This is a genomic window from Mesorhizobium sp. WSM4808, from assembly GCF_055811675.1.
Window position 1 is genome coordinate 303655 of record NZ_JBVVQX010000006.1, and the last position, 22673, is coordinate 326327.

The 22673-nt window shown below is 64.6% G+C and carries 18 protein-coding genes; 9 read left to right on the forward strand and 9 right to left on the reverse strand.

The features are described 5' to 3' along the window. The first annotated feature begins 98 nt into the window (after nt 1-98). Nucleotides 99-1001 (forward strand): LysR family transcriptional regulator, encoded by a 903-nt coding sequence (locus AC0L2U_RS13875; RefSeq protein ID WP_127809329.1) that lies wholly within the window; start codon nt 99-101, stop codon nt 999-1001. 30 nt (nt 1002-1031) lie between these two features. On the opposite strand, the gene AC0L2U_RS13880 is transcribed toward AC0L2U_RS13875, so the two are convergent. After that, nucleotides 1032-1487, reverse strand: a complete 456-nt coding sequence (locus AC0L2U_RS13880; protein WP_127809330.1) for a DUF2214 family protein — start codon at nt 1485-1487, stop codon at nt 1032-1034. A gap of 199 nt (nt 1488-1686) precedes the next feature. Between AC0L2U_RS13880 and AC0L2U_RS13885 the strand changes: the two genes are divergently transcribed. Next, complete coding sequence (locus tag AC0L2U_RS13885) at nt 1687-2220, forward strand: GNAT family N-acetyltransferase (protein WP_127379946.1); 534 nt, start codon at nt 1687-1689, stop codon at nt 2218-2220. Nucleotides 2221-2357: 137 nt separating this feature from the next. Here AC0L2U_RS13885 and AC0L2U_RS13890 read toward each other — a convergent pair whose 3' ends face one another. Next, on the reverse strand, nt 2358-3128 hold the full coding sequence (locus AC0L2U_RS13890) for an IclR family transcriptional regulator (RefSeq protein WP_127397554.1): 771 nt from the start codon (nt 3126-3128) through the stop codon (nt 2358-2360). Between the two features lie 183 nt (nt 3129-3311). Between AC0L2U_RS13890 and AC0L2U_RS13895 the strand changes: the two genes are divergently transcribed. The 5 genes from AC0L2U_RS13895 to AC0L2U_RS13915 all read left to right on the forward strand — a co-directional run bounded on the left by AC0L2U_RS13895 (nt 3312) and on the right by AC0L2U_RS13915 (nt 8519). Then, nucleotides 3312-4286 (forward strand): Bug family tripartite tricarboxylate transporter substrate binding protein, encoded by a 975-nt coding sequence (locus tag AC0L2U_RS13895; RefSeq protein ID WP_352580998.1) that lies wholly within the window; start codon nt 3312-3314, stop codon nt 4284-4286. Nucleotides 4287-4408: 122 nt separating this feature from the next. Then, nucleotides 4409-4945: a tripartite tricarboxylate transporter TctB family protein gene (locus tag AC0L2U_RS13900; protein ID WP_473602044.1), complete on the forward strand. Its 537-nt coding sequence runs from the start codon at nt 4409-4411 to the stop codon at nt 4943-4945. Nucleotides 4946-4949: 4 nt separating this feature from the next. Further along, entirely contained in the window at nt 4950-6473 is a 1524-nt protein-coding gene (locus AC0L2U_RS13905) for a tripartite tricarboxylate transporter permease (protein ID WP_128363061.1), read from the forward strand. 16 nt (nt 6474-6489) lie between these two features. Next, entirely contained in the window at nt 6490-7674 is a 1185-nt protein-coding gene (locus tag AC0L2U_RS13910) for a CaiB/BaiF CoA transferase family protein (protein ID WP_127396746.1), read from the forward strand. After that, nucleotides 7671-8519 carry a citryl-CoA lyase gene (locus AC0L2U_RS13915; RefSeq protein ID WP_128363060.1) on the forward strand — a complete coding sequence of 283 codons (849 nt, stop codon included), beginning with the start codon at nt 7671-7673 and terminating at the stop codon, nt 8517-8519. Before AC0L2U_RS13910 ends, AC0L2U_RS13915 begins: the two co-directional genes overlap by 4 nt. Before the next feature lie 4 nt (nt 8520-8523). Here AC0L2U_RS13915 and AC0L2U_RS13920 read toward each other — a convergent pair whose 3' ends face one another. Next, nucleotides 8524-9000 (reverse strand): NUDIX hydrolase, encoded by a 477-nt coding sequence (locus AC0L2U_RS13920; protein ID WP_127396748.1) that lies wholly within the window; start codon nt 8998-9000, stop codon nt 8524-8526. A 127-nt stretch (nt 9001-9127) separates the two neighbouring features. After that, a complete protein-coding gene (locus tag AC0L2U_RS13925; RefSeq protein ID WP_127270866.1) occupies nt 9128-9436 on the reverse strand; it encodes a hypothetical protein in 309 nt (102 codons plus the stop codon). Between the two features lie 655 nt (nt 9437-10091). Here AC0L2U_RS13925 and AC0L2U_RS13930 point away from each other — a divergent pair. Both AC0L2U_RS13930 and AC0L2U_RS13935 read left to right on the forward strand, forming a co-directional pair. Further along, on the forward strand, nt 10092-18167 hold the full coding sequence (locus AC0L2U_RS13930; protein WP_473602045.1) for an autotransporter outer membrane beta-barrel domain-containing protein: 8076 nt from the start codon (nt 10092-10094) through the stop codon (nt 18165-18167). A 35-nt stretch (nt 18168-18202) separates the two neighbouring features. Further along, on the forward strand, nt 18203-18781 hold the full coding sequence (locus tag AC0L2U_RS13935) for an invasion associated locus B family protein (RefSeq protein WP_127379941.1): 579 nt from the start codon (nt 18203-18205) through the stop codon (nt 18779-18781). A gap of 87 nt (nt 18782-18868) precedes the next feature. On the opposite strand, the gene coaBC is transcribed toward AC0L2U_RS13935, so the two are convergent. From coaBC to ubiB, 5 genes are all read right to left on the reverse strand, one after another. Continuing rightward, nucleotides 18869-20101, reverse strand: coding sequence for a bifunctional phosphopantothenoylcysteine decarboxylase/phosphopantothenate--cysteine ligase CoaBC (gene coaBC, locus AC0L2U_RS13940; RefSeq protein ID WP_128288353.1), 1233 nt, complete (start codon nt 20099-20101; stop codon nt 18869-18871). Nucleotides 20102-20126: 25 nt separating this feature from the next. Next, nucleotides 20127-20528 carry a type II toxin-antitoxin system VapC family toxin gene (locus AC0L2U_RS13945; protein WP_128288352.1) on the reverse strand — a complete coding sequence of 134 codons (402 nt, stop codon included), beginning with the start codon at nt 20526-20528 and terminating at the stop codon, nt 20127-20129. A 2-nt stretch (nt 20529-20530) separates the two neighbouring features. Beyond that, a complete protein-coding gene (locus AC0L2U_RS13950; RefSeq protein ID WP_473602046.1) occupies nt 20531-20785 on the reverse strand; it encodes a FitA-like ribbon-helix-helix domain-containing protein in 255 nt (84 codons plus the stop codon). A gap of 2 nt (nt 20786-20787) precedes the next feature. Then, a complete protein-coding gene (locus AC0L2U_RS13955) occupies nt 20788-20997 on the reverse strand; it encodes a FitA-like ribbon-helix-helix domain-containing protein (RefSeq protein WP_127270485.1) in 210 nt (69 codons plus the stop codon). Nucleotides 20998-21071: 74 nt separating this feature from the next. Beyond that, nucleotides 21072-22646, reverse strand: coding sequence for a 2-polyprenylphenol 6-hydroxylase (ubiB, locus tag AC0L2U_RS13960; protein ID WP_128288351.1), 1575 nt, complete (start codon nt 22644-22646; stop codon nt 21072-21074). Nucleotides 22647-22673 lie beyond the last annotated feature (27 nt).

The following is a 22673-nucleotide window of genomic DNA, read 5'->3' on the forward strand; positions in this document are numbered from 1 at the left end:
CTTGTAAGTCGTGCCATGACATGATTCACGCGCATTAGAATCAATGTTACAGTGACTCAGATTCACTATTGCTCGCCTCGGAGGCGAAGGGGAATCGAATGGTTTTCGACACGCGGCTTCTGACCGGCGTCGGGGTTCTGGCAGCGGTTGCGGAGGCTGGGAATTTCGCTCGCGCCGCGGAGATGCTCGGCCTGACGCCTTCAGGGGTAAGCCGGGCCGTCGCGCGTCTGGAGGCGCGGGTCGGCGTGCGGTTGTTCGATCGCAATCCGCGTGCAGTCACCCTCACCGAGGAAGGACGCCGCTTCCACGCACAAGTGATGCCGCTTCTTGCAGGCCTGGATGAGGCGGCTGCCGAGGCCGCGGGCGCGGCGGCGCTCGTACGCGGCCGGCTGCGCGTATCGGTGGACCCGTGGTTCGCACGCATGGTGCTCGCGGCCGGGCTGCAGCGGTTCCTCGCCCGCTATCCGCTGCTGATGCTGGATTTCTCGACCAGCAACTACCGCGAGGAGATGATGACCGGCGTGGACGTGGCGATACGCTTCGGGCCGCCCGATGCCTCATCCCTCATCATACGCAAGCTCCTGGAAACCCCGATCCTGACAGTTGCGGCGCCGGCCTATCTCGAACGGCACGGCCAGCCACAGTCGCCGCACGACCTCGTCCATCACGAGGCGCTTCTCTTCCGTGATCCTCAAACCGGCCTTCCTTTTCCATGGGAGTTTCTCCGGGGCGGGGAGATCGTCAGGGTCAAGATCTCAAGCCGCCTGGTGTTGGATGATCCTTCCGTCGCGGTCACAGCCTGCGTAGCGGGCCAAGGCATTTTCCAAAGCCTCGCCATCGGCCTTGCGCCGTTCCTGGCACGGGGAGACCTCGTGCCGATCCTGCGGGAGTGGTCGGAAGAACTTTATCCGCTCTACGCCTATCACCCATCGCGCCATCTGCCGCCGGCTAAGGTCAGAGCATTTCTGGATTTTATCCAGGAGATTGCCGCTAGTTTATAATCGAGACCACCTTGCGAATAGAGTTCGGCCTCAATAGCCGTAGCCGCGCGCCATCGCCGCGGCGAAGACCGGGATGAGCAGGAAGATGAAAGCTTCGGCGCGGATGTAAGTCTTCACGGACGCAAGCTCGGCCGCCGGTACCTGGAACGAGGCATTGCCGCTCGCCTGCCTGTTCCAGGATATGAAGCGGACGGTCGGGATGATCGACAGCAGGCCGACCATGACGAACGCCGCTATCTTGGCCCAGAACACCCAATTGTAGACGTAGAATTCCCAGCCCTTGAGGCCATAGAAGACGCGGCCGATGCCGACGACGATGATCAGCGTGGCAATGATGCCGTAATGGCGGTCGATGCCGGCGAGCCTCTTGAGCGTCGCAGCGCCCAGATCGCCGCGGATCAGGACGAATTCGGCGCCGATGATCCCCGCCAGCGAAAAAACCAGCAGATGATGGAAGATCGCAAGCACAAGATCGGTGGTGTCCATGCTCTTTCCCTGGGGTTGACGGCAGCAATGCGCGCCTGAAAGGTCGCGCTGGCAGGCGTTGAATCGGCCTGCCGTGAAAAAATAACACCGTCTCGCAAAATTCCCATAGCGGCGCCTGGATGATGGGCCGTGTTGCGCTGGCCCCTTGCGCCGCACCGGCGATTTGCTAAGCGCTGGCGATCCGTACGAGGCAGATCCCATGAACAATCCACAAGCGACCAGCGCCCCTGTCATCGAAACGAAGCGCACCATCCTGCGGGCACACCGGCTGGATGATTTCGACACCTATGCCGCGATGTGGACCGATCCCGTCGTCACCCGCTTCATCGGCGGCAAGCCGCGCACGCGCGAAGAAAGCTGGATGCGCTTCCTGCGTCACGCCGGCCTGTGGTCGCTGCTCGGCTATGGCTTCTGGGCGATTGAGGAGAAGGCGACCGGACGCTTCATCGGCGAGGCCGGGTTTCACGACCTGAAGCGCGACATGGAACCATCGATCGAAGGCATTCCCGAGGCCGGGTGGGCGCTGGTTCCGGCCGTGCACGGGGCGGGCTTCGCCACCGAGGTGGTTGGCCGCATCCTGGCGTGGAGCGAAGAGATTTTCGGGCGCGAGAAGACCGTCTGCATCATCGATCCGGAAAACGGCGCGTCGCTGAGGGTGGCTGCGAAGTGCGGTTACCGGGAAGTGGTGAAGACCACCTATCACGACACTCCGACCATCCTGCTGGCGCGGTGACCTGAGCCGCGGGCTGACAGCTGCCGGCGCCGGCATGATGGCGCCTGTCGCCAGCAATGATGACGAGGCGGGCCGCGCCAAGAACCGCTGTGGTCTGGTCAAACTGACTTGAGCGGGGCTTCCAACGAGAACGTGTTCTACGGCATGGCGTCCGCTGCCAGGCTTGCCCGCTCGAGCATGGAGGCGTCCTCGCCGAAGGCGCGGGTGGCGCGGGCCGCCGCCTCGAGCAGCGGCCGCTTCATGCGCTGCAGAAATGCCGCGTCGACGCGCGTGCTGGGTCCAGCCAGGGTCAAGGCGCCGAGCAGGACGCCTCCCGGGCCGAACACCGGCGCCGACACGCCCCCCGTCTCGGGGTCGCGGTCGCCCACGGCGAGGCAGTTGCAGGTCTTGCGGATGGTCTCGTAAGGTTCGCCCTGCTGGCCCGAAAACGCTGCGAGCACGCGGCCTCCCGAGCCGAGCAGCAAAGGCAATACGTCGCCTTCGCGTATCGTGTAGCGGATCGGGTGCTTGGATTCGACGCGGTAGAGACAGGTGCGGACGTCGCCCGAGCGAACATAGAAGGCAACGCTCTCCCAGCTTCGCTCGGAAAGATCGCGCATGATCGGCAGCAGGATATCGACCGCCACGACCGAACGCTGGTAGAGCGCACCGAGCCGAAAGGTCGCGGGTCCGACGCGGTAGCGTCCATTGTCGAGGCGCTCGAGCAATCGTCCGCGCATGAGGGAATTCGCAAGCCGCAGGATGGTGCTCTTGTAGAGGCCGGTGCGCGCCGCGATTTCGGCCAGGCTGAGCGACCGGTCATCCGTGGTGAAGGCATCGAGGATGGCAATGGCCCGATCAAGCGCGGCAACACCGTCCGCCGAGGTGCGATCTATTTCCCCATCTGCCGATTTGCTTGGCGAGTCCATGGTGGTTCCAGTTTGAAGAAAGCCGAGCGACGCGACTCTGTCGCGCCCCAAATCGTTCTGTCCAGTAGAATATCGTTTCCGTTGACAGAACTCCGTAACATCTGCTTGAAATCGATGACGGGTCTGGATGCAGGCGCGTTTTGGCGGGCACCGGAGGAGGTGTCGTGATTTGGAGGAATCCCCATGCTGAACAGACGCAGATTTTTGATGAGCACCGCAGCCGTGGGTGCCGGGCTGATGACGTCGCATCTTTCTCCCGCTTACGCCGAAGGCGCGCCCCAGATACAGCTCTTCGTGCCTGCCGCACCGGGTGGCGGCTGGGACCAGACGGCGCGCACGATCGACCAGGTGCTGCGCAGTGAAAAGCTGATCTCGGGTTCGCAGATCACCAATGTCGGCGGCGCCGGCGGCACTGTCGGGCTGCCGCAATTCATCAGCCAGTGGAACGGCAAAGGCAATTCCCTGATGGTTGCCGGCATGGTCATGGTCGGCGCCATCATTGCCAACAAGGCCGCGAACAATCTGACGCAAGTCACCCCGATCGCCCGCCTCACCGGCGAGTTCGAGGCCCTGGTCGTGCCGGCGGAGTCACCGTTCAAGACGGCCGCTGATTTCGTCGCCGCGCTCAAGGCCGATCCGACAAAGGTTCCCGTCGCCGGCGGCTCCGCCGGCGGCTCGGATCACATCTTGTTCGGCTTGATTGCCAAGACGGTCGGCGTGCCGGCGACAAACCTGTCCTACGTGCCGTTCGCCGGCGGCGGTGAGGCGTTGTCGGCGCTGCTCGGCAACCAGGTCGCGGCCGGCATCTCCGGCTTTGGCGAGTTCTCCGAGCAGGTCAAGGCGGGCGCGCTGCGGCTGCTCGCCATCTCGGCTGACAAGCGTCAGGACGGCATCGACGCACCGACGCTGAAGGAGGCCGGCATCGATGTCGAACTGTTCAACTGGCGCGGCGTCTTCGCACCGCCCGGCGTTTCCGACGCCGACAAGGCGGCGATGGTCACAATGATCGAGACCATGGCCAAGAGCGATGCATGGGCAACCGAATGCAAAAACCGCAACTGGACGCCCATCCTTTTGACTGGCGACGACTACGCAAAATTCCTCACCGAGGACACGGCCCGCATCACCGCGATCCTCAAGGATCTCGGCCTCGCCTGATGTCTTCAGGGGGCGGTTAGAGTGCCGCCCCCTTCCCATCTCGCCTGCCGCATGGACATATGATGCGGCGAAACTGCGGATGCGGCGGGCTGGAGGATGCCGGCCATCTTGGGAGGATACCGATGAGCACCAGCGACCAGCAGGCGGCGCCGTGGCGCCTTGCCGTGCCGGAATTGTTGATCGGCATCGGGCTCCTGGCCTGCGCCGGCGCCGTCGCCTGGCAGACGCTGGCAATCCCGGTGTCGCCGCTCTACTCCAAGGTCGGCCCGACCGTCTTTCCCTACCTCACCATGTTCGGCCTGGTGGTTCTTTCGCTGTTGCTCATCCTCGCTGCCTTGCGCGGCGGCTGGCAGCCGGAGGAGGAAAAGGAGACGCCGACCGACTGGAAGGCGATGGGCTTCGTCGTCATCGGCCTGCTCGCCAATCTGCTGCTCATCCGGCCGCTCGGCTTCACGATGGCATCCGTCATCATGTTCGTTCTGGTCTGCTACGGCTTCGGCAGCAAGCGCACGCTGCGTGACGCAGTGCTCGGCCTGATCCTGGCGCTGGCCGCCTATTTCGGCTTCGCCAGGGCGCTTGGCGTCAACATCGGTGCCGGTTTCATCGAGAACCAGCTGAACACGGTCATCGATGCGTTCATCACCATGTTGAGGGGCTGACGCCATGGAAACGCTCGGACATCTCGCACATGGCTTCTCGGTTGCCTTCACCCCGGTCAACCTTCTGTGGTGCCTGCTTGGCACCACACTCGGTACCGCCATCGGCGTGCTGCCCGGTCTTGGGCCGGCGCTGACCATCGCGCTGCTTTTGCCGATCACCTATCAGGTGGCGCCGGAGGCATCCTTCATCCTGTTCGCCGGCATCTACTACGGCGCCATGTATGGTGGTTCGACGACGTCGATCCTGCTCAACACGCCCGGCGAAAGCGCCACCATCGTCACTGCGTTGGAAGGCAACAGGATGGCGCGTTCCGGGCGCGGCGGCGCGGCACTCGCCACTTCGGCGATAGGCTCGTTCGTCGCCGGCACGATCGGCACGATGGGCGTCGCTTTCCTGGCGCCGGTGGTGGTCAAGTTCGCATTGGCCTTTGGTCCGGCCGAATATTTCTCTTTGATGGTGCTGGCCTTCATCACCGTTTCGGCGGTGCTCGGCTCGTCTTCCGTACGCGGCCTGACCAGCCTGTTCGCCGGCTTCGTCATCGGCATGATCGGCGTAGACCTGCAGACCGGCCAGCCACGCTTCACCTTCGGCACGAACGAACTGCTTGATGGCGTCGATGTCATCATTGCCGCGGTTGGCCTGTTTGCCGTCGGCGAGACGCTCTACATGGCCTCGCGCCGCTATGCCGGCAAGGACGAGATCGTGCCGCTGAAGGGCTCGCTCTACATGACGGCGGCCGAGTGGGGGCGTTCGTGGAAACCCTGGCTGCGCGGCGCTGCGATCGGCTTCCCGATCGGCGCCATGCCGGCCGGCGGCGCCGAAATCCCGACCTTCCTGTCCTATGCCATCGAAAAGAAGCTGTCGAAGCACAAGGAGGAGTTCGGCACCGTCGGCGCCATCGAAGGCGTTGCCGGCCCCGAGGCCGCCAACAATGCCTCCGCCGCCGGCGTGCTGGTGCCGATGCTGACGCTTGGCCTGCCGACCTCCGCGACCGCGGCGATCATGCTGTCGGCCTTCCAGAGCTACGGCATCAATCCCGGGCCGCTGCTTCTCACGACCCAGGGCGACCTCGTCTGGGGGCTGATCGCCAGCCTGTTCATCGCCAACGTGATCCTCGTCGTCCTCAACCTGCCGCTGATCGGGCTGTGGGTGCGGTTGCTGAAAATCCCGGCGCCGCAGCTTTATGCCGGCATCCTGGTGTTCGCCACGGTCGGCACCTATGGCATTTCGCAATCGCCCATCGACCTCGTCATCCTGTATCTCCTGGGGGCGGCCGGTTTCCTGATGCGGCGGTTCGATTTCCCGACCGCGCCCGTCATTATCGGCATGATCCTTGGACCGCTCGCCGAAACCCAGTTCCGCCGGGCGATGACCATTTCGAATGGCGACTGGTCGGTGTTTTACACCCACAAGCTGTCGCTGACGCTGCTGACGCTCGCCTTCATCGGCCTCGCCAGCCCGCATATCTGGGCCTTCATCGAGCATCGGCGTCGGCGAGGACCGGAGCATGTGCCCGGCGATGCCTGATCGATCCAATGATGCCATGACAGAATTGCTTTCCGGTATCCGCGTCCTCGACCTGACCAACGTCCTGGCCGGTCCCTACTGCGCCTATCAGCTGGCGCTGCTCGGCGCCGATGTGATCAAGGTCGAGGCGCCGCAAGGCGGCGACCTGGCCCGCCAGCTCGGCGGCTCGCCAAAGCTGAACAGCGCCGGCATGGGCGCATCGTTCCTGGCGCAGAACGCCGGCAAACGGTCGGTGGTGCTCGACCTCAAGCAGCAAGCCGATCGCGAGCGCTTTTTCGATCTGGTGGCCAGCGCCGACGCCCTGGTGGAGAATTTCCGCCCGGGCGTGATGGATCGGCTGGGGCTTGGTTACGAGGCGCTGAAGACGGTCCGTCCAGGCCTCGTCTATTGCGCGATATCGGGTTTCGGCCAGACCGGGCCGATGCGCGACAATCCCGCCTATGACCAGATCATCCAGGGCCTGTCGGGGATCATGAGTATCACCGGAACACCGGAAACGGCGCCGCTGCGGGTCGGCTATCCCGTGGCCGACACGCTTGGCGGACTGGTCGGCGCGTTCGCCATTACCTCGGCGCTGGTGCGGCAGAAGACGAGCGGCGAGGGTGCCTTTCTCGACGTCTCGATGCTCGAATGCACACTTTCCGCGCTTGGCTGGCCGGTTTCCAACTATTTGACCGCAGGCATCGACCCCAAGCCGATGGGCAATGAGAACATGACTGCGGCACCCTCCGGTACGTTTCGCACCGGCGACGGGCTCGTCAACATCGCCGCCAACAAGCAGGAGCAGTTCGTGGCGCTGTGCCGGCTGATCGGCCGGCCGGAACTGGCCTCCGATGTCCGCTTTGCCGAGCGCGAGACGCGCAAGCGCAACCGTGCGGCGCTTAAAGTCGAAATTGAGGACGCCCTGGCGGGCGCCTCGGCGGCTGCCTGGGAAGAGATGCTCAATCGCGCCGGCGTGCCTGCCGGCAGGGTGCTGACGATCCCGCAAGTGCTGGCCGAGCCGCAAGTGCTCGAACGCCGGGTGACCGCGAATTTTGATGATGTGGCCGGCATGGACAAGCCGCTGACCGTTCTGCGCGGCGGCTTCATGGTCGATGGCGAGGCGCCCTTGCCGACAAAGCCGCCGCCGGCGCTCGGCGAACATATGGGCGAGGTGTTCGCCGACCTGCCACCCCGCGGCAAGGCAAAGGCACGCGCATGAGCGACACGGAGAAGACGGGCCGTGAGCGCGGCGAGGAATGGTGGCAGACCGACATCATCGAGATGCGGCCTGGTGTCATCCGGCTGCGCGGCTACGAGATCCAGGATCTGATCGGCCGCGTCAGCTTCCCGGCTGTCATCTGGCTGATGCTGCGCGGCGAACTGCCCAGCGAGGACCAGGCAGAGTTGCTCGGCATTGCCTTGGGAGCCGCCGTCGACCACGGACCGCAGGCGCCATCGATCGCCATTGCGCGCATGGCCGCAACCTGCGGCGTCGGTATCAACAGCGCCATGGCCTCGGCCATCAACGTTCTCGGCGACGTGCACGGTGGCGCCGGCGAGCAGGCGCTTTCCTTCTATGGTGACATTGCCGTGGCGATCGATGCCGGGATGACGCTGAATGAAGCGGTCTCGGCGAGGCTCGACCGGTTCTTCGCCGAGGAGAAGGGCTATGTGCCGGGGCTCGGACATCGCTTCCATCCCGTCGACCCGCGCGCGCCGCGTTTGCTGGAACTGACCCGCGAATTTGCCGCACGCGGTGCCGTCAACGGACGTTTCGCCGATATTGCAGAAGCGATCGAGGCGGACGTCGCGCGACGCAAGAGGAAAAAAATACCGCTCAACATCGATGGCGCTACCGCCGTCATCTATGGCGAACTCGGTTTTCCGCCAGCGCTGACGCGAGGGCTTTTCGTGCTGTCGCGCTCGGTCGGCATCCTTGCGCATGCCTGGGAGCAGTCGCAGCAGGCCGAGCGAAACAAGGGGCCGCTGCCGCGCGAATGGCTGTGGACCTATACCGGCACGCCGGTGCGGCCGTTTCCCGAAAGCGATGAGCCCGGCGAGTGAGGCTTTACGCCTGGTCCACCTGCAAAGGCTGAGGAAGCTTCAGCGTCTTCACCAACGTTGAAAGATCCGGCTCGTCGATGAGCATGGCCGCGTCGGCTGGCGCCAGCCAGGCCCGCTGGCGTCGTTTGGCTTCCTGCCAGTCGGCCAGTTCCTCACTCACCTCGAGCAGATAGACGATGACGTCGACGCGGACAAAGCGATTGGCCAGCCGCTTCCAGTAGGAATAGGTACCCGCCGGCTGCTTCAGCGTCTTGCCGAGCACGCCGGCTTCCTCCTGCGCCTCGATGGTGGCCGCCTTGCGTCCGCTCTTGCCCTTCATCGGCCAGCCCTTGGGGACGATGAAGCGCCTGGTGGTACGCGACGTGACCAGCATGACCTCGATGCCGCCGCGCGCGGTCAGCCGAAAGGGAATAGCCGCCACCTGGCGGATCCTCTCGCCCTTCTTTGCCTTGCGTACGGCCTTTTTCTTGGTGGCTGCCATTCGTCAATCCAGTCGATGCAATGCCGCATAGCGCGACAAGGCATCGTTGCAAAACCAAAACTTTCGCATGTGCCGAAAGACACTCGAAATACCTAAGTCGGCTAAATAAATGAAAAACGCCTTGATGTCAGCGGCAATTGCTCACGGCGGTGGTGCCGATTATCTGGGTCTGGCAGCTTGGCTTGAGCTGCTGCACGACCGGGGGCGGCTGCTGAACGATCTGGCGGTCCTGGGCGCGGTACTGCTGCTGTTGCTGCTGATATTGCTGCCGTTGTATCCTGTTTTGCAGGATTTGCAGGTCGTTCTGCCGGATCAGCGCATTGTTGCCGGTAGCGGAATTGAGCGCTTGCGCGGAAGCCGGCAGGCAAACGCCCGCCAGCACTGCCGTGGCCAGCATTGCCACTGTGAAGATCGTTGATGGCCGAAGTGCCGACATTCGCTCATTCCCGCGCAAAAAACTCTGCCCACTGATATAGGACGTTTGCGCGGCGATGCCATGGCCAGCGGGTCGAGCATCACGAAATCGGGCAGTCCGATCGCTTTGTTCTGCGATTCCAGCAGTGAACCGCAGATAGTCGTCATATGACGACTATGAAACGTCAGCGGCTTTAGTCAGTGTCCGCACGTAAATTTTCGGTTTCATCCGGCATAAGTTAATGTATTCTAATTGAGTCAGAGCTCCGCAAGTGGGAACGCGGATGCTCTGTTTTAATGCATTGAACCTTATTGCGCAGTGCCGGCATCCTTATTGCAATTGCATGAGCATAGCGGTGGCGTCGCCTTAAGCAGGCATTGAGACGCGCCCCCGTAAAACGGGGGGTAAGTGCATGGCTTTGTTTTCAAAGCGTGGTGGCTTTGCCATCAAACGCGCATTCGCGGTTCCGGGTTCCGGTATCGATGCTGCCAATGCCCATGTGGCAGAGGTATCCCAGCAAGCAGGGCTTGCCCGCCAAGCGCTGCCCGGCAGTTCGCCTTGTTCGCTTCGTGCGGCGCAAGCGTGGACTTTGTTCAAACTTGGACCGGTGGCACGTGCGTAAGAAGCGTCTGGCTCGGGTCGCCGTCGCCGGCCAGGTGTGATTGCCGGACGGTTGATGGTCCTCCTCGGCGCCACCGCGCTGGTGGGTTTTCCGCCGATACCGGCGGCGCATGCTCAGTTCGTCATAGACGAGAACGGCCCGGATGCTCCGGACAGGGGACCTGGTGGCTTTGACGCAGATGGCGATAATGGCGATCCCGGCGGATCGATTACAAATGCGACCCCTGGAGCCGTAAACAACGCTCCGCAGATAAACGTCAACGCATCTGGATTTGTCGGCACTGCCAATGGCGGCGATGGCGGCGACGGCGGCGAAGGCCTGGCTGGAACGCCCATTGAAACCAATGGTGGTGAGGGCGGCAATGGCGGCGTGGGTGGATCCGTCGACATTCTCAACAACGCTGTGATGTCGACCATCGGCACGGGACATCATGGCTTCGAAGCTTCTGCGGTCGGTGGCAATGGCGGCAGTGGCGGCGGCGCCCTGCCGGCGATCGCGAACCTCGGCGGCGACGCCGGAAGCGGCAATACCGGCGGCAACGCCAACGCGGTTGCGTCTGGCACCAGCGACATCATGACGACGGGCGACTTCTCCTACGGCATTTTCTCCAATGCCAGCGGCGGCAATGGCGGCCAGGGCGGTGACAACATCGTCAGTCTCGGCGTCGATGCTGGTGACGGCGGTGATGGCGCTTCCGGCGGCACCGCATCGGCAAGCAACGCCGGCAAGGTGGAAACATCGGGATTGGCCTCTTATGGCATGCTGGTGCGGTCGGCAGGTGGTGTGGGTGGCAATGGCGCCGATGGCGTCGGGGTCGTCAGCGGCGGCGGCAATGGCGGCGGCGCCACTTTGGGCGGAAATGCCACGGGCAGCAATTCGGGCGGCATCATAACGCATGGTGATTTCGCCAGCGGCATGGCCGTACAGTCGGTCGGCGGCGGCGGTGGTGGCGGCGGCGACGCCTTCGGCCTGTTCGGCGGCGGTGGCACCGGCGGCGCGGGCAATGATGGCGCCAATGCAACCGGTACCAACACCGGCAACATCACCACCAATGGCCGGGGTGCTATTGGCATGCTGGTCGAATCGATCGGTGGCGGCGGCGGCGATGGCGGCGGCGCAGCCGGCATCGTGTCGATCGGCGGCACAGCCGGCGGCGGCGGCAAAGGCGGGACTGTCATCGCCAATGTCGGCGGCACGATAACAACTGGCGCTGACGGCAGCGGCGACGGCGCGCATGGCGTTCTGGCTCAGTCGGTCGGTGGTGGTGGCGGCAATGGCGGCTTTGCCCTGTCGGTCGCCCCGGCAGTCGCTGTCGCGATCGGCGGCGGCGGCGGAACCGGCGGCAATGCCGGAGCCGTCAACGTCAACCAGGCCGCGACCGGTCCGACGGTCGACACCAACGGTCGTTCGGCCATCGGCATCCTCGCACAGTCTGTGGGTGGCGGCGGCGGCAATGGCGGTGGCGCCTTTGCGCTTGGCGGCATCGTGTCTGTTTCGGTGGGCGGCAGCGGCAGCGCGGCCGGCAACGGAGACGAGGTCACCTACAACATCGCAAACGCCAAGGTCACGACGCGCGGCACCGATTCCATCGGCATCCTCGCCCAGTCGGTGGGCGGCGGCGGCGGCAATGGCGGCTTCGCTCTCGGTGGCGCGGGTCTCGTGGCTGTAGGCGTCGGCGGCTCGGCTGGTTCAGGCGGCTTCGCCAGGAAGGTCGACGTCACCACCGGCGGCTCGGTCGAAACCCTGCAGGACCGGTCGGCAGGCATCGTCGTCCAATCGCTTGGCGGCGGCGGCGGCAATGGCGGCTTTGTCGTGGAAGGCGCCCTCTTCGGAGCGAGCGTTGGAATCGGCGGCAAGGGCAGCGGCGGCGGCGATGGCGGCGACGTGTTCTTCCGCACCGCCAATGGCGGCCAGCAATCGATCATCACGCGCGGCACCGACTCGATCGGCCTCGTCGTACAGTCGGTCGGCGGCGGTGGCGGCAATGGCGGCTTCGTCGGCACGTTTGGCGCGATCGCCAATCTGGGCATCGGTGGTGGCGGCGGCGCGGCAGGCGCGGGCAAGGCGGTCGATGCGACCTATAATGGTTCGGTCGAGACCTTCAAGGAAAGGTCGGCCGGTATCATCGTGCAATCGATCGGCGGCGGCGGCGGCAATGGCGGCGGCGTCATCGGTGTCGGCCTTGGCTTGACCGTCGGCATCGGCGGCAGTGGCGCCGGCGGCGGCGCCGCGGGCAAGGTCGTCTACAACTCCACCACCACGAATATCACAACCCACGGCGCCGACTCCGCTGGCCTGATCGTTCAATCGATAGGCGGCGGCGGTGGCAATGGCGGCTTTTCCTTCAATGGCGCTATCGCTGCGACGATCGGCATCGGCGGCAAAGGCGGAGCGGCCGGCGAGGCCGAGACGGTCAGGGCCACAATTGGTGGCGGCTTGATCCATACGATCGGCGATCGCTCGACGGGTATTGTCGCGCAATCCATCGGCGGTGGCGGCGGCACGGGCGGCGGTTCCGCAGGACTGAACCTGGGCCTCGGCATCGGGATCGGTGGCAAGGGCGCCGGCGGTGGCGGCGGCAACACCGTTGATGTCATCAACGGCGCCGTCGTGCAGACCGAAGGTATTCAGTCGCACGGCATCATGGCGCAGTCGGTCGGCGGTGGCGGCGGCTCCGGAGGCTTTGCGGTGACGGTTGGCGGACCTTCCTTCTCGCTGGGCGGCAATGGCAGTTCCGGTGGTGGCAGCCAGAAAGTCTATGTCGAAAATACGGCTCGGATCGCCACTGACAGGGACCTCTCGATCGGCATCTTCGCGCAGTCGGTCGGTGGTTCAGGTGGTGACGGAGGCTTGGCGGGCGCCGGTGGTGCCTTTGCGGCTGTCGCTGTCGGTGGCCAGGGCGGCGCTGGCGGGGCAGGTGGCCAGGTCGAGGTCAAAAACACAGCAAACATAACCACCAAAGGCGCGCTCGCGCACGGCATCCTGGCGCAATCGGTCGGCGGCGGCGGCGGCAATGGCGGCAGCGCCGGTGCGGTCGCGGTCGGTATATTCGGTGCGGCTGGCGTCGCGATCGGCGGCGGCGGCGGCGATGCGAACCTGAGCGATCAGGTTACCGTCACCCACAAGGGCGACATCCACGTCGGCGGCGCGGGCGCGAAGGCCATCCTGGCGCAATCGGTCGGCGGTAGCGGCGGTAATGGCGGCAATGCCTATTCCGGAGCCTTCAGCGCCGGTTTCTACGCATCGGCAGCTGTCGGCGTTTCGGTTGGCAGCGAGGGCGGCGATGGCGGCCCTGGCGGCAAGGTTACGGTCAGGGCGGACGGCAACATCATCGCCGACACCGACGCGGTCGGCTCGGGCGGCATCGTGGCACAGTCGATTGGCGGCGGCGGCGGCAATGGCGGCCGTGCGGCCACGATGGCCGGCTCGGTCAGCAACGGCGTCAATGTCAGCCTCGGCGTTACGGTCGGCGGCTGGGGCGGCGACGGTGGCAGGAGCGACCTGGTGATCGTCGATACCGGCCTCAGCGGCGGCGGCAGCATCGTCACCAAGGTTTACCAGGCTGGCGGCATTCTTGCCCAGTCGGTTGCCGGCAGCGGCGGCAATGGCGGCGATTCCTGGGCGGCGGCTGGCGGTTACGGCGTCAATGTCAGTGTTAACGCGACCGTCAGCATCGGCGGTGGCGGCGGCGACGGCAATGTCAGCGACGATGTGCTCGTCCACAATGCCATGACGGTGCAGACGGATGGCGACATGAGCGCGGCGATCCTTGCGCAGTCGATCGGCGGCGGCGGCGGCAATGGCGGCTCGACCAACGGTGCGACCGCCGATCTGGGCGGCGGCCAAGGCGTCAACGTTGCGGCCAACGTGACCGTCGGAGGCGGGGGCGGCACCGGCAATATCTCCGGCGCGGTCGACGTGATCAACACCGGCAATTTGACGACCAAGGGCGATTTCTCCTCAGGCATCGTCGCGCAATCGCTGGGCGGCGGCGGCGGCATGGGCGGATCGAGCAACGCCAAGGCGTTCCACCTTGGCGGCACCAGCGAGACGAGTGTCACCGTCAATGTCGGCATTGGCGGTTCGGGCGGCTCCGGCAACGATGCGGCGTTGTTCCGCCTGGATGACGGCAACAACGTCATCGGCGCCGGCGTGCATGTCGACAATTCCGGGGTAATCCGGACCCAGAGCTTCAATTCCATCGGTATCCTGGCGATGTCGGTCGGCGGCGGCGGCGGCGGCGGCGCGGCTTCGACCGACGAGGAGATCGTTGGCGGAGGCAGCGAAGGCGAGACGTCCGTCGGCATCGGCGCGGCGATCGGCCTCGCCGCGGGTGGTGCCGGCAATGGCGGCACGGTCTCTGTTACCAACCGGAGCCTGATCGTGACCGACGGCGCCGATTCGTATGGTATCAGCGCCAACTCGATCGGCGGCGGTGGTGGTGTCGGCGGCTCGGCGACATCGGGCGTATTGGGTAAATATGCGATCGGTGGGGCGCTTGGCGGGGCAGGCGGCGGCGGTGGCAGCGCTTTCCAAGTCGACGTCTTCAATCTCGCCACGGCCGGCATCTGGACCCAGCAGGAGCGTTCCATCGGCATCTTCGCACAGTCGGTGGGTGGCGGCGGTGGCGCCGGTGGCGCCGGCGAAAGCACCGGTCACACCGATGAATCGGAAGTCAGTGTCAACCTGTCACTGGGCGGGTCCGGCAACGTTGGCGGTAACGGTGGCAAGGTCAATGTCGAAAACAGCGGCTGGATCCAGACCGAGAAGGCCTATTCGCACGGCATACTGGCGCAGTCGATCGGCGGCAGCGGCGGCGTCGGCGGCGCTTCGGGCACCTCGGCCAAGGACTCCAATGTGGCCATAACCTTGAGCCTCGGCGGCGCCGGCGGCACCGGCGGCAAGAGTGGCGAAACCGTTCATGTGACTAATTTCGGGTCGGGCGAGATCCTGACCAAGGGCGATAATTCGCACGGCATCTTCGCGCAATCGGTGGGCGGTGGCGGTGGCGCGGCGGGCGCCGGCTCGACCGAGACAGGCAGCGCGGAAACGTCGGTGACGCTGGCGATCGGCGGGCTGGGCGGTGGGGGCAGCAGCGGTGGCGACGTAATCGTCGACAATCATGGCAAGATCACCACGCTCGGCTATCTTTCGCACGGCATTTTCGCGCAATCGGTAGGCGGTGGCGGCGGTGCTTCGGGTGCCGCGGCCAACGCTTCGGAGGCCATGACGATCGGCGGCGCGATTTCTCTGCCGAGCGGCGACGGCTCCAATGGCGGCCATGTCACGGTCAACAATGACGGCATCATCGAAACCTGGAAGGATGGAGCGCTCGGCATTTTCGCCCAGTCCGTCGGCGGCGGCGGCGGTTATGGCGGCGTGGTATCGGCCGACACGGCGGGAGACGAGTCGGTTGCGCTGCAGCTTGGCGGCTTCGGCGGCAATGGCGGCAATGGCGGCAAGGTCGATGTCACGGTTTCCGGCACCATCATCACCCATGGCGAGCGCGCGCATGGCGTGGTCGCGCAATCGGTCGGCGGCGGTGGCGGCTATGGCGGCGACGCCAAGGGCAAGAGCTCGAATGCGTTGGCCATTGGCGGTCTCGGCGGCAATGGCGGCGATGGCGGCGATGTTACCGTCATCCGCACCGGCACGATCACGACGACGGGCAAGGATTCCATCGCCATCATCGCGCAGTCGGTCGGTGGCGGCGGCGGCATCGGTGGTGCCGGTTTCGGCCGCTTTGGCGCCGACGACGACGGCGGCGGGCCAAACGCCATCGGCTTCAACACGCCTGGTGGCACCAAGGGCACCGGCGGCAAGGTAACCATCATCCAGTCCGGCGCCATTGAGACCGATGGCGACCGTGGCCACGGCGTCGTTGCCCAGGCGGTGGGCGGTGGCGGTGGCGCCGGCGGCATGGATTCGCTGGCCATGGGCCAGTCGGCGGCCGGCTCGCAAGGTGGTATCGGCGACGCTGCGGCGTCGGCCGCTAGCACGGACAGCCAGGTCTGGGTCAAGGGCGCAAGTTCGTATGCGATGTTCGGCCAGAGCGCGACAGGCGACGGCAATGCCCATGCGGTCGATCTGACGGCGGGTGACAGCCTGTTCGCGCAAGGTGCGGATTCCGTGGCTGTCTATGGCGAGAGCACGGCCAAGGGCGCCAAGGGCAACATCACCATCAACCTGAATGGCCAGTACACGATCGGCGGTGCCGGAACCGGCGTGGCGGCGATGCTTGTCGGGGGCGCAGACAACACGTTGAACAACCACAGCCTGCTCTATGCGATGGGGGCAACGCCGAGTTTCACCATCCAGGCGTCGCAATTTCAGGCATTCCAAGCCTTCCTGTTGGCGCCCGGTCCCGTCGTGCCGACGAATGCGATCCTGGAATCGCTTCTGGACGATTTCAGCCCACTGGCTATCACCGGCACATCGGGCGATGACCATGTGGAGAATTCGAAGATTGCCGACACGCTCGGACGGGTGATCGGCAACATGGACCTCGGCGGCGGCACGAACAGCTTCCACAATATCGCCGACGCCTCGATGGTCGGCCTCAAGACCATCGATCTCGGCGGCGGCAAGTTCACCAATGACGGGCTGTTTACCAACCAGGGCATCGGCGTCGTGGCCAAAGTGGATGTCACGGGCGGCTTCACGCAGATATTCTCGGGCGACTTCGTCACCGACGTCGATCTCAACAACCAGATCACGGATGCCCTGGCACTAACGGTGGCCGGAGACTTCGATGGTGAGGCGCCGTTGAATTTCCTGTCGATCGACAAATTGTTCGCCGAATATGTGCTGGCCACCGGATCGGCGATGACCGATTCCGGCATCACGCCCACGACGCTGCATCCGGCGGTCGGCTTCAATTTCCTGACCAAGGTGGTCGGCGGAACGGATCTGGTTCTCTATGCCGACAATCCGACTTTCCTGGAGTTGGCACAGGATCCTAACTCCGGCACGACCGATCCCGGCGTCTTCCAGATGGCGCAGTATCTCGATGATGTCGAGGCTTCTTCGAGCCCAGACAATCCGATGGCGCTGTTGATCAACATGCTGCGCTTCCTGCCCGATGAAATGGAGCTCGGCTCGGCCCTGACGCGGCTGACGCCGCACTATGCCGTGCACACATTCGAGATGATCAACCGCTCCACGGACATCATGCTGGAGGCGGCGCGCGAATGCACCGGCGTTCCCGCCTACAAGGATCCCGACGGACGCTGTGTCTGGGCGTCGATCAGTCCGCAAGCCGAGTACAGCCGCGACGCTGGGGCCGGCACCACCAGCCGAGACGACGTCATGAAGACGATGTCGCTTGGCGGCATTGGCGAGGTCAGCCAGCACTGGTCGCTCGGCGCAACGATAGGCCGGACCGAATTCGACTCGAAGATCGATTTCAACGGCGAATTGCTGTCGGCCACGACAGGCGAATCCTGGCAGGCGTATGCGCTGGCGAAATATGCCGACAAGAACTACTTCATCGACTTCGCAGTCGGCGGCGGCACCGGCTCCTTCAAGGGCGAGCGCGATACGCATCTCGATCAGGTGGCCTTCATTCCGGGCGAAACGCTGATCGGCGATTATCTGCCGGAGGCATTGCTGCCTGGCATCGGCAACAGTGTCACCTACACGCAGAAAACCGCCCAGTTCGGCGGTTCGGCGCGGCTCGGCATAACGCAGGAGATGGGTGTTTTCTACCTGCAGCCGACCCTGCAGTTCGACGCGCGCTGGCTGCGTGTTTCCGGCAAGGAAGTGGGCTCGGTTGCCGCCTTCAACTTCGACGGCAGCGCCAACATGTATTATTCGGCGACGCCGGCTTTCGAGATCGGTACCGACATTGCACTCAGCGACATTGCCAGCCTTCGCGTCTACGGCAAGGCTGGCGTGGAGTTTTCCGACAAGGAGTGGGAAATCGAAGGTCGCTTCGCGGCGGCGGAGAATCTGCCTGGCAACCCCGCATTGCACTTGACGGAGGCCGTCGATTCGCCGCTCTATCGGGTCGGCGCCGGCCTTGAGCTGAACGGCGTCAATGGCGTCGGCATGTCCGTCAGATATAATGGCGCCTTCGGCGAAACGGTTAAACAGAACGCGATCAGCGCGTCTCTCAAGGTCAGTTTCTAGCTGGTCCGAGGCGGAGCCGGGCGGGAGGGATCTTGATGAGGAAGTACGCGTATTTCGTGGCGATGCTGGGTGTTGCCTGCACCGTCGGCGTGGCGGCCGTGGCGGCGCAAACCAAGAGCGACAAGGCGGTCGCGGCACCCGCTGCCGCGGATGCGCCGCAGTTGCCCGGCGGCGCGTCGGCACTGTCTGAAACCCACGGCGACTGGACGGTCAATTGCCAGATATCGGGCACGGCCAAGACCTGCAGCCTGTCGCATCAGCAATTCAACAAGCAAAGCAATCAGCGGCTGCTGGCGATCGAGCTGTCGAGCAAGACCGGCGAGGATGCCACGGGCACGCTTGCGTTGCCGTTCGGCCTGGCGCTGGCCAAGGGGGTCAGCCTGACCATCGACGATCAGAAGCTGGACGGCAGCCTGGCGTTCAACACCTGCCAGGTCGTCGGCTGTCTGGTGCCGGTGGTGTTCGATGCGACTGTCACGCCGCTGCTGAAATCAGGCACCACACTGAAGATCGACGCTTTCGCGGCAGATACCGGACAAGCGGTGAACTTTTCCATTCCGCTCAACGGCTTCGCCGGCGCGCTTGCCCGGACCGCGCAGCTTTTGACCAATTGAGGTAGAGCCGCAGGACTTAAAGCGCTGCCTGAATGTCGTCTCGCGGCAGGGCAGTGCGTCACTGCCTCAGAACGTCTCTGCGTCGGTTCAAACGATGATGGTTTTAAGCCTTTCGGCGATCAAGGCGGCGAGCCGCGCCGCCACATCGTCCTTGCTCATCTCCGGCCATTCCTCGACGCCAGCCTTTGACACGATCCGCACCCGGTTGCGATCGCCGCCCATCACGCCCGAAGAACCGACGCCGCTTCCCTGCGACACGTCGTTGGCGACGATGAGATCGGCGCCTTTTTTCTTGAGTTTGGCCTCGGCGTTGCTCAGGAGATCCTGCGTCTCGGCGGCGAAGCCGATAACCAGGCCGGGTCGCTGGCTGTGATGGCCGACGCCGGCGAGAATGTCGGGATTTTCGACCATGCGCAGCACCGGCGGCCCTTCGCCGGCGACCTTTTTGATCTTCTCACCGGCTGAATTCTCGGTTCGCCAGTCGGCAACGGCGGCGACGAACACCGCCGCGTCGGCAGGCAGGAGCTGTTCCACCGCGTCGCGCATCTCCTGCGCACGTTCGACATGGATGGTCTTCACGCCAGCCGGATCGGCAATGTCGACTGGGCCGGAAACGAGGCGCACATCGGCGCCGAGCCTGGCCAGTGCTGCCGCTATGGCATGGCCCTGCTTGCCGGACGAACGGTTGGCGATGTAGCGCACCGGGTCGATGGGCTCATGCGTGGGGCCGGAGGTGACGATGATCCTGCGCCCCGACAGCGGCTTCGGGCCGACGTCGAGCAGTGCCTCGATCGCGGCGACGATCTCCAGCGGCTCGGCCATGCGGCCTTCGCCCGCTTCATTGCTTTCGGCCATCTCGCCCCTGGCCGGACCGACGAAAGTGACGCGGTCCTTCTGCAGCGTCGCGCGGTTGCGGCGGGTAGCCGGATGCGCCCACATTCTGGGGTTCATGGCCGGCGCCATCAACACCGGCTTGTCGGTGGCGATGAGCACGGTGGAGGCCAGATCGTTGGCGTGGCCATTGGCGAGCTTGGCCATCAGGTCGGCGGTGGCGGGCGCCACCACCAGCAGATCGGCCTCTCGCGACAGCCTGATGTGGCCGACATCGTGCTCGTCCTGGCGGTCGAACAGTTCGGTAAAGACATGGTCGGCGGAGAGCGCGCCGGCCGACAGCGTGGTGATGAATTCCTGCGCGGCCGATGTCATGACCACCCGAACCGCGGCCCCGCGCTCGCGCAGCCGGCGGATGAGATCCAACGCCTTGTAGGCGGCGATGCCGCCGCCGATGATGAGCAGGATGCGCTTGCCGGAGAGGCTCATGCCCAAGACCAGTTCTTATCGAGTGTCATGCCGGCTTCAGCGCCGGTTCGATATCGGTATGGATGAAATCATTGCCCTTGAAAAGCAGCGGCAGGTTTCGCGTCCTGGCGAGGGCGTAGGAAAAACAGTCGCCCATGTTGAGTTTGGCGGGATGGCCAGCGCCGCGGCCATAGAGGGCATAGGCTTCAATGCCGGCCTGTGCATGTTCGGCAGTGAGAGCGACGATCGTGACTTTCAGTCTTTCTAGAAGGCCTCTCAACTCAGCTGTGCCGGCCGCCCCATAACGTCCGACGACGACCGTGCCACATTCCATCAGGGTCGCGGCGCTCATAAACATCAGCTGATTTCCGGAGAGGCGCTGGGCTATCACCGGTGCATCAGGCTCCTGCTTGAGGATGGCCAAAATCGCGGAGGTGTCGATCACCACAGTCAGTCCTCCTCGATGAAGGACCAGAGCTCATCCGTTAGTTTTTTCTGGTCGAAGTCCACTTTTCGCAATCGTCGACCGAATTCGAGGATTTCCTCTGCCGTGACGACATCGTCGTCGTGCTTGTTGACTGCCGCTACATCCTCCAACAACAGGGTTCTTGCCTCCTGCTCCATTGACACGCCATGTCTGGCGGCCTGCTCGCGCAGCCTTTGCTTCAAATCCTCGTCGAGATTGCGGATCGTCAGGGTGCCCATGGCTATTCCTGCATTCTTGCGATTGATTGATCCTTGGGTTTTTCCCCAGATGCCAAACCCGTTCGGTCGAACCCTTTTGTGGTCGGCAGCCCAACGGATGCGGCGAGCACGTCCCGCGCTTCCTGCTCCATGGAAACGCCCCGCGCGGCGCCGCGCTCGCGTAGCCGCCGCATGACATGGTCTTCCAGATTGCGGACGGTAATCCTCGCCATATGCACACTCCTACGTAGAATATAGCGATCTCGATTTCCGACTGCAATGACAGCATTGCTGTCATTGCCTGCACTCAGATGATCTTCCAGGCGATATAGACCAGCGTCAGCGCAATTACCCAGAGTGCCCAGCGGCCGGAGCGGCTGTAGCGCGCCTCGGCCTTGCCGATGGCGTCGGCGGTGGTCTCGTCGAAGCGCAGGCCGTGCTCGGCCATCAGGTCGATCTCGCGCGACAGCCGGTCGGTGCGCGCCGCAAGCTCGGGAATCTGGCGGGCCAGGGTCAGCAGCGCCCGGGCGCCGTCACGCGCATCGATCATCATGCCACGCGGCCCAAGATTGCCTGATATCCAGTCGCCGACCACCGGCTCGGCCGTCTTCCACATGTTGAAGGCCGGGTCGAGCGTGCGCGCCACGCCCTCGACCACCACCATGGTCTTCTGCAACAGGATCAATTCGGGCCGCGTCGCCATGTCGAAGAGTTCGGTGACCTCGAACAGCAGCGTCAGAAGCTTGGCCATCGAGATGGTCTCGGCCGGCTGGCCATGGATCGGCTCCCCGATCGCCCGGATCGCCTGCGCGAAGGCTGCGACATTGTGCTGGCGCGGCACATAGCCGGCCTCGAAATGGACCTCGGCGACACGCAGATAGTCGCGCGTGATGAAGCCGTAGAGAATTTCGGCGAGGAAGCGGCGCTCCTTCTTGCCGAGCCTGCCGGCAATGCCGAGATCGACGGCAACGATGGTGCCGTTTGCCTCGACGAACAAATTGCCCGGATGCATGTCGGCATGGAAGAAGCCGTCGCGCAGGGTGTGGCGCAGGAACGACTGGATGAGGTTGGCTGCGATCGCCTTCAAATCGTGGCCGGCGGCTTCCAGGCCGGCAATGTCGTTCATCTTGACGCCGTCGACCCACTCCATGGTCAAGACGTCGCGGCCGGTGCGCTCCCAGTCGACGGACGGCACGCGAAAGCCGGGGTCGTCCCTGGTGCTTTCGCCGAGTTCCGAGAGAGCCGCCGCCTCGAGGCGAAGATCCATCTCGATCTTGGTGGTCTGCGCCAGCGTCTGGGTGACCTCGACCGGCCGCAGCCGGCGGGACGAGGGGATGTATTTCTCCTGCAGGCGAGCGGCGAGGAAATAGCTTTCGAGATCCTGGAAGAAGCGGCGGCGCACGCCGGGCCGGATCACCTTGACCGCCACCTTGGTGGCAATGCCGTCATGGACAGCGTCGGCGGCATGGACCTGGGCGATGGAGGCGGCGGCGACCGGGTCGCCGAATTGCGTATAGAGATCGCCGATCTTGCGCCCGAGCGAAGCCTCGATCGCCACGATGGCCTCGGCCCGGGGGAAGGTGTGCATCTTGTCCTGCAACGTGGCGAGATCGAGCGCCATGTCGTTGCCGACGACGTCGGGCCGTGTCGCCAGGAACTGGCCGAGCTTTACATAAGACGGACCGAGCCGGACGACCGCCTTGGCCAGCCGGTCGCTGCGCTCATAGGCCAGCGCGCGGCGGCGGGTGAACAGCCGCGCCATCCGCCATCCGAACTTCGGCAGGCCGGACAGTTCCTCACCCGGCAGAGCGGCGACGACACCCTCGCGGACCAGCACCCAGCCGGCCCTTACGAGCCGGAATCCTGCACTGACATTGCTCATGGCAGCGCCAATCCTGCCGGCTCTTTG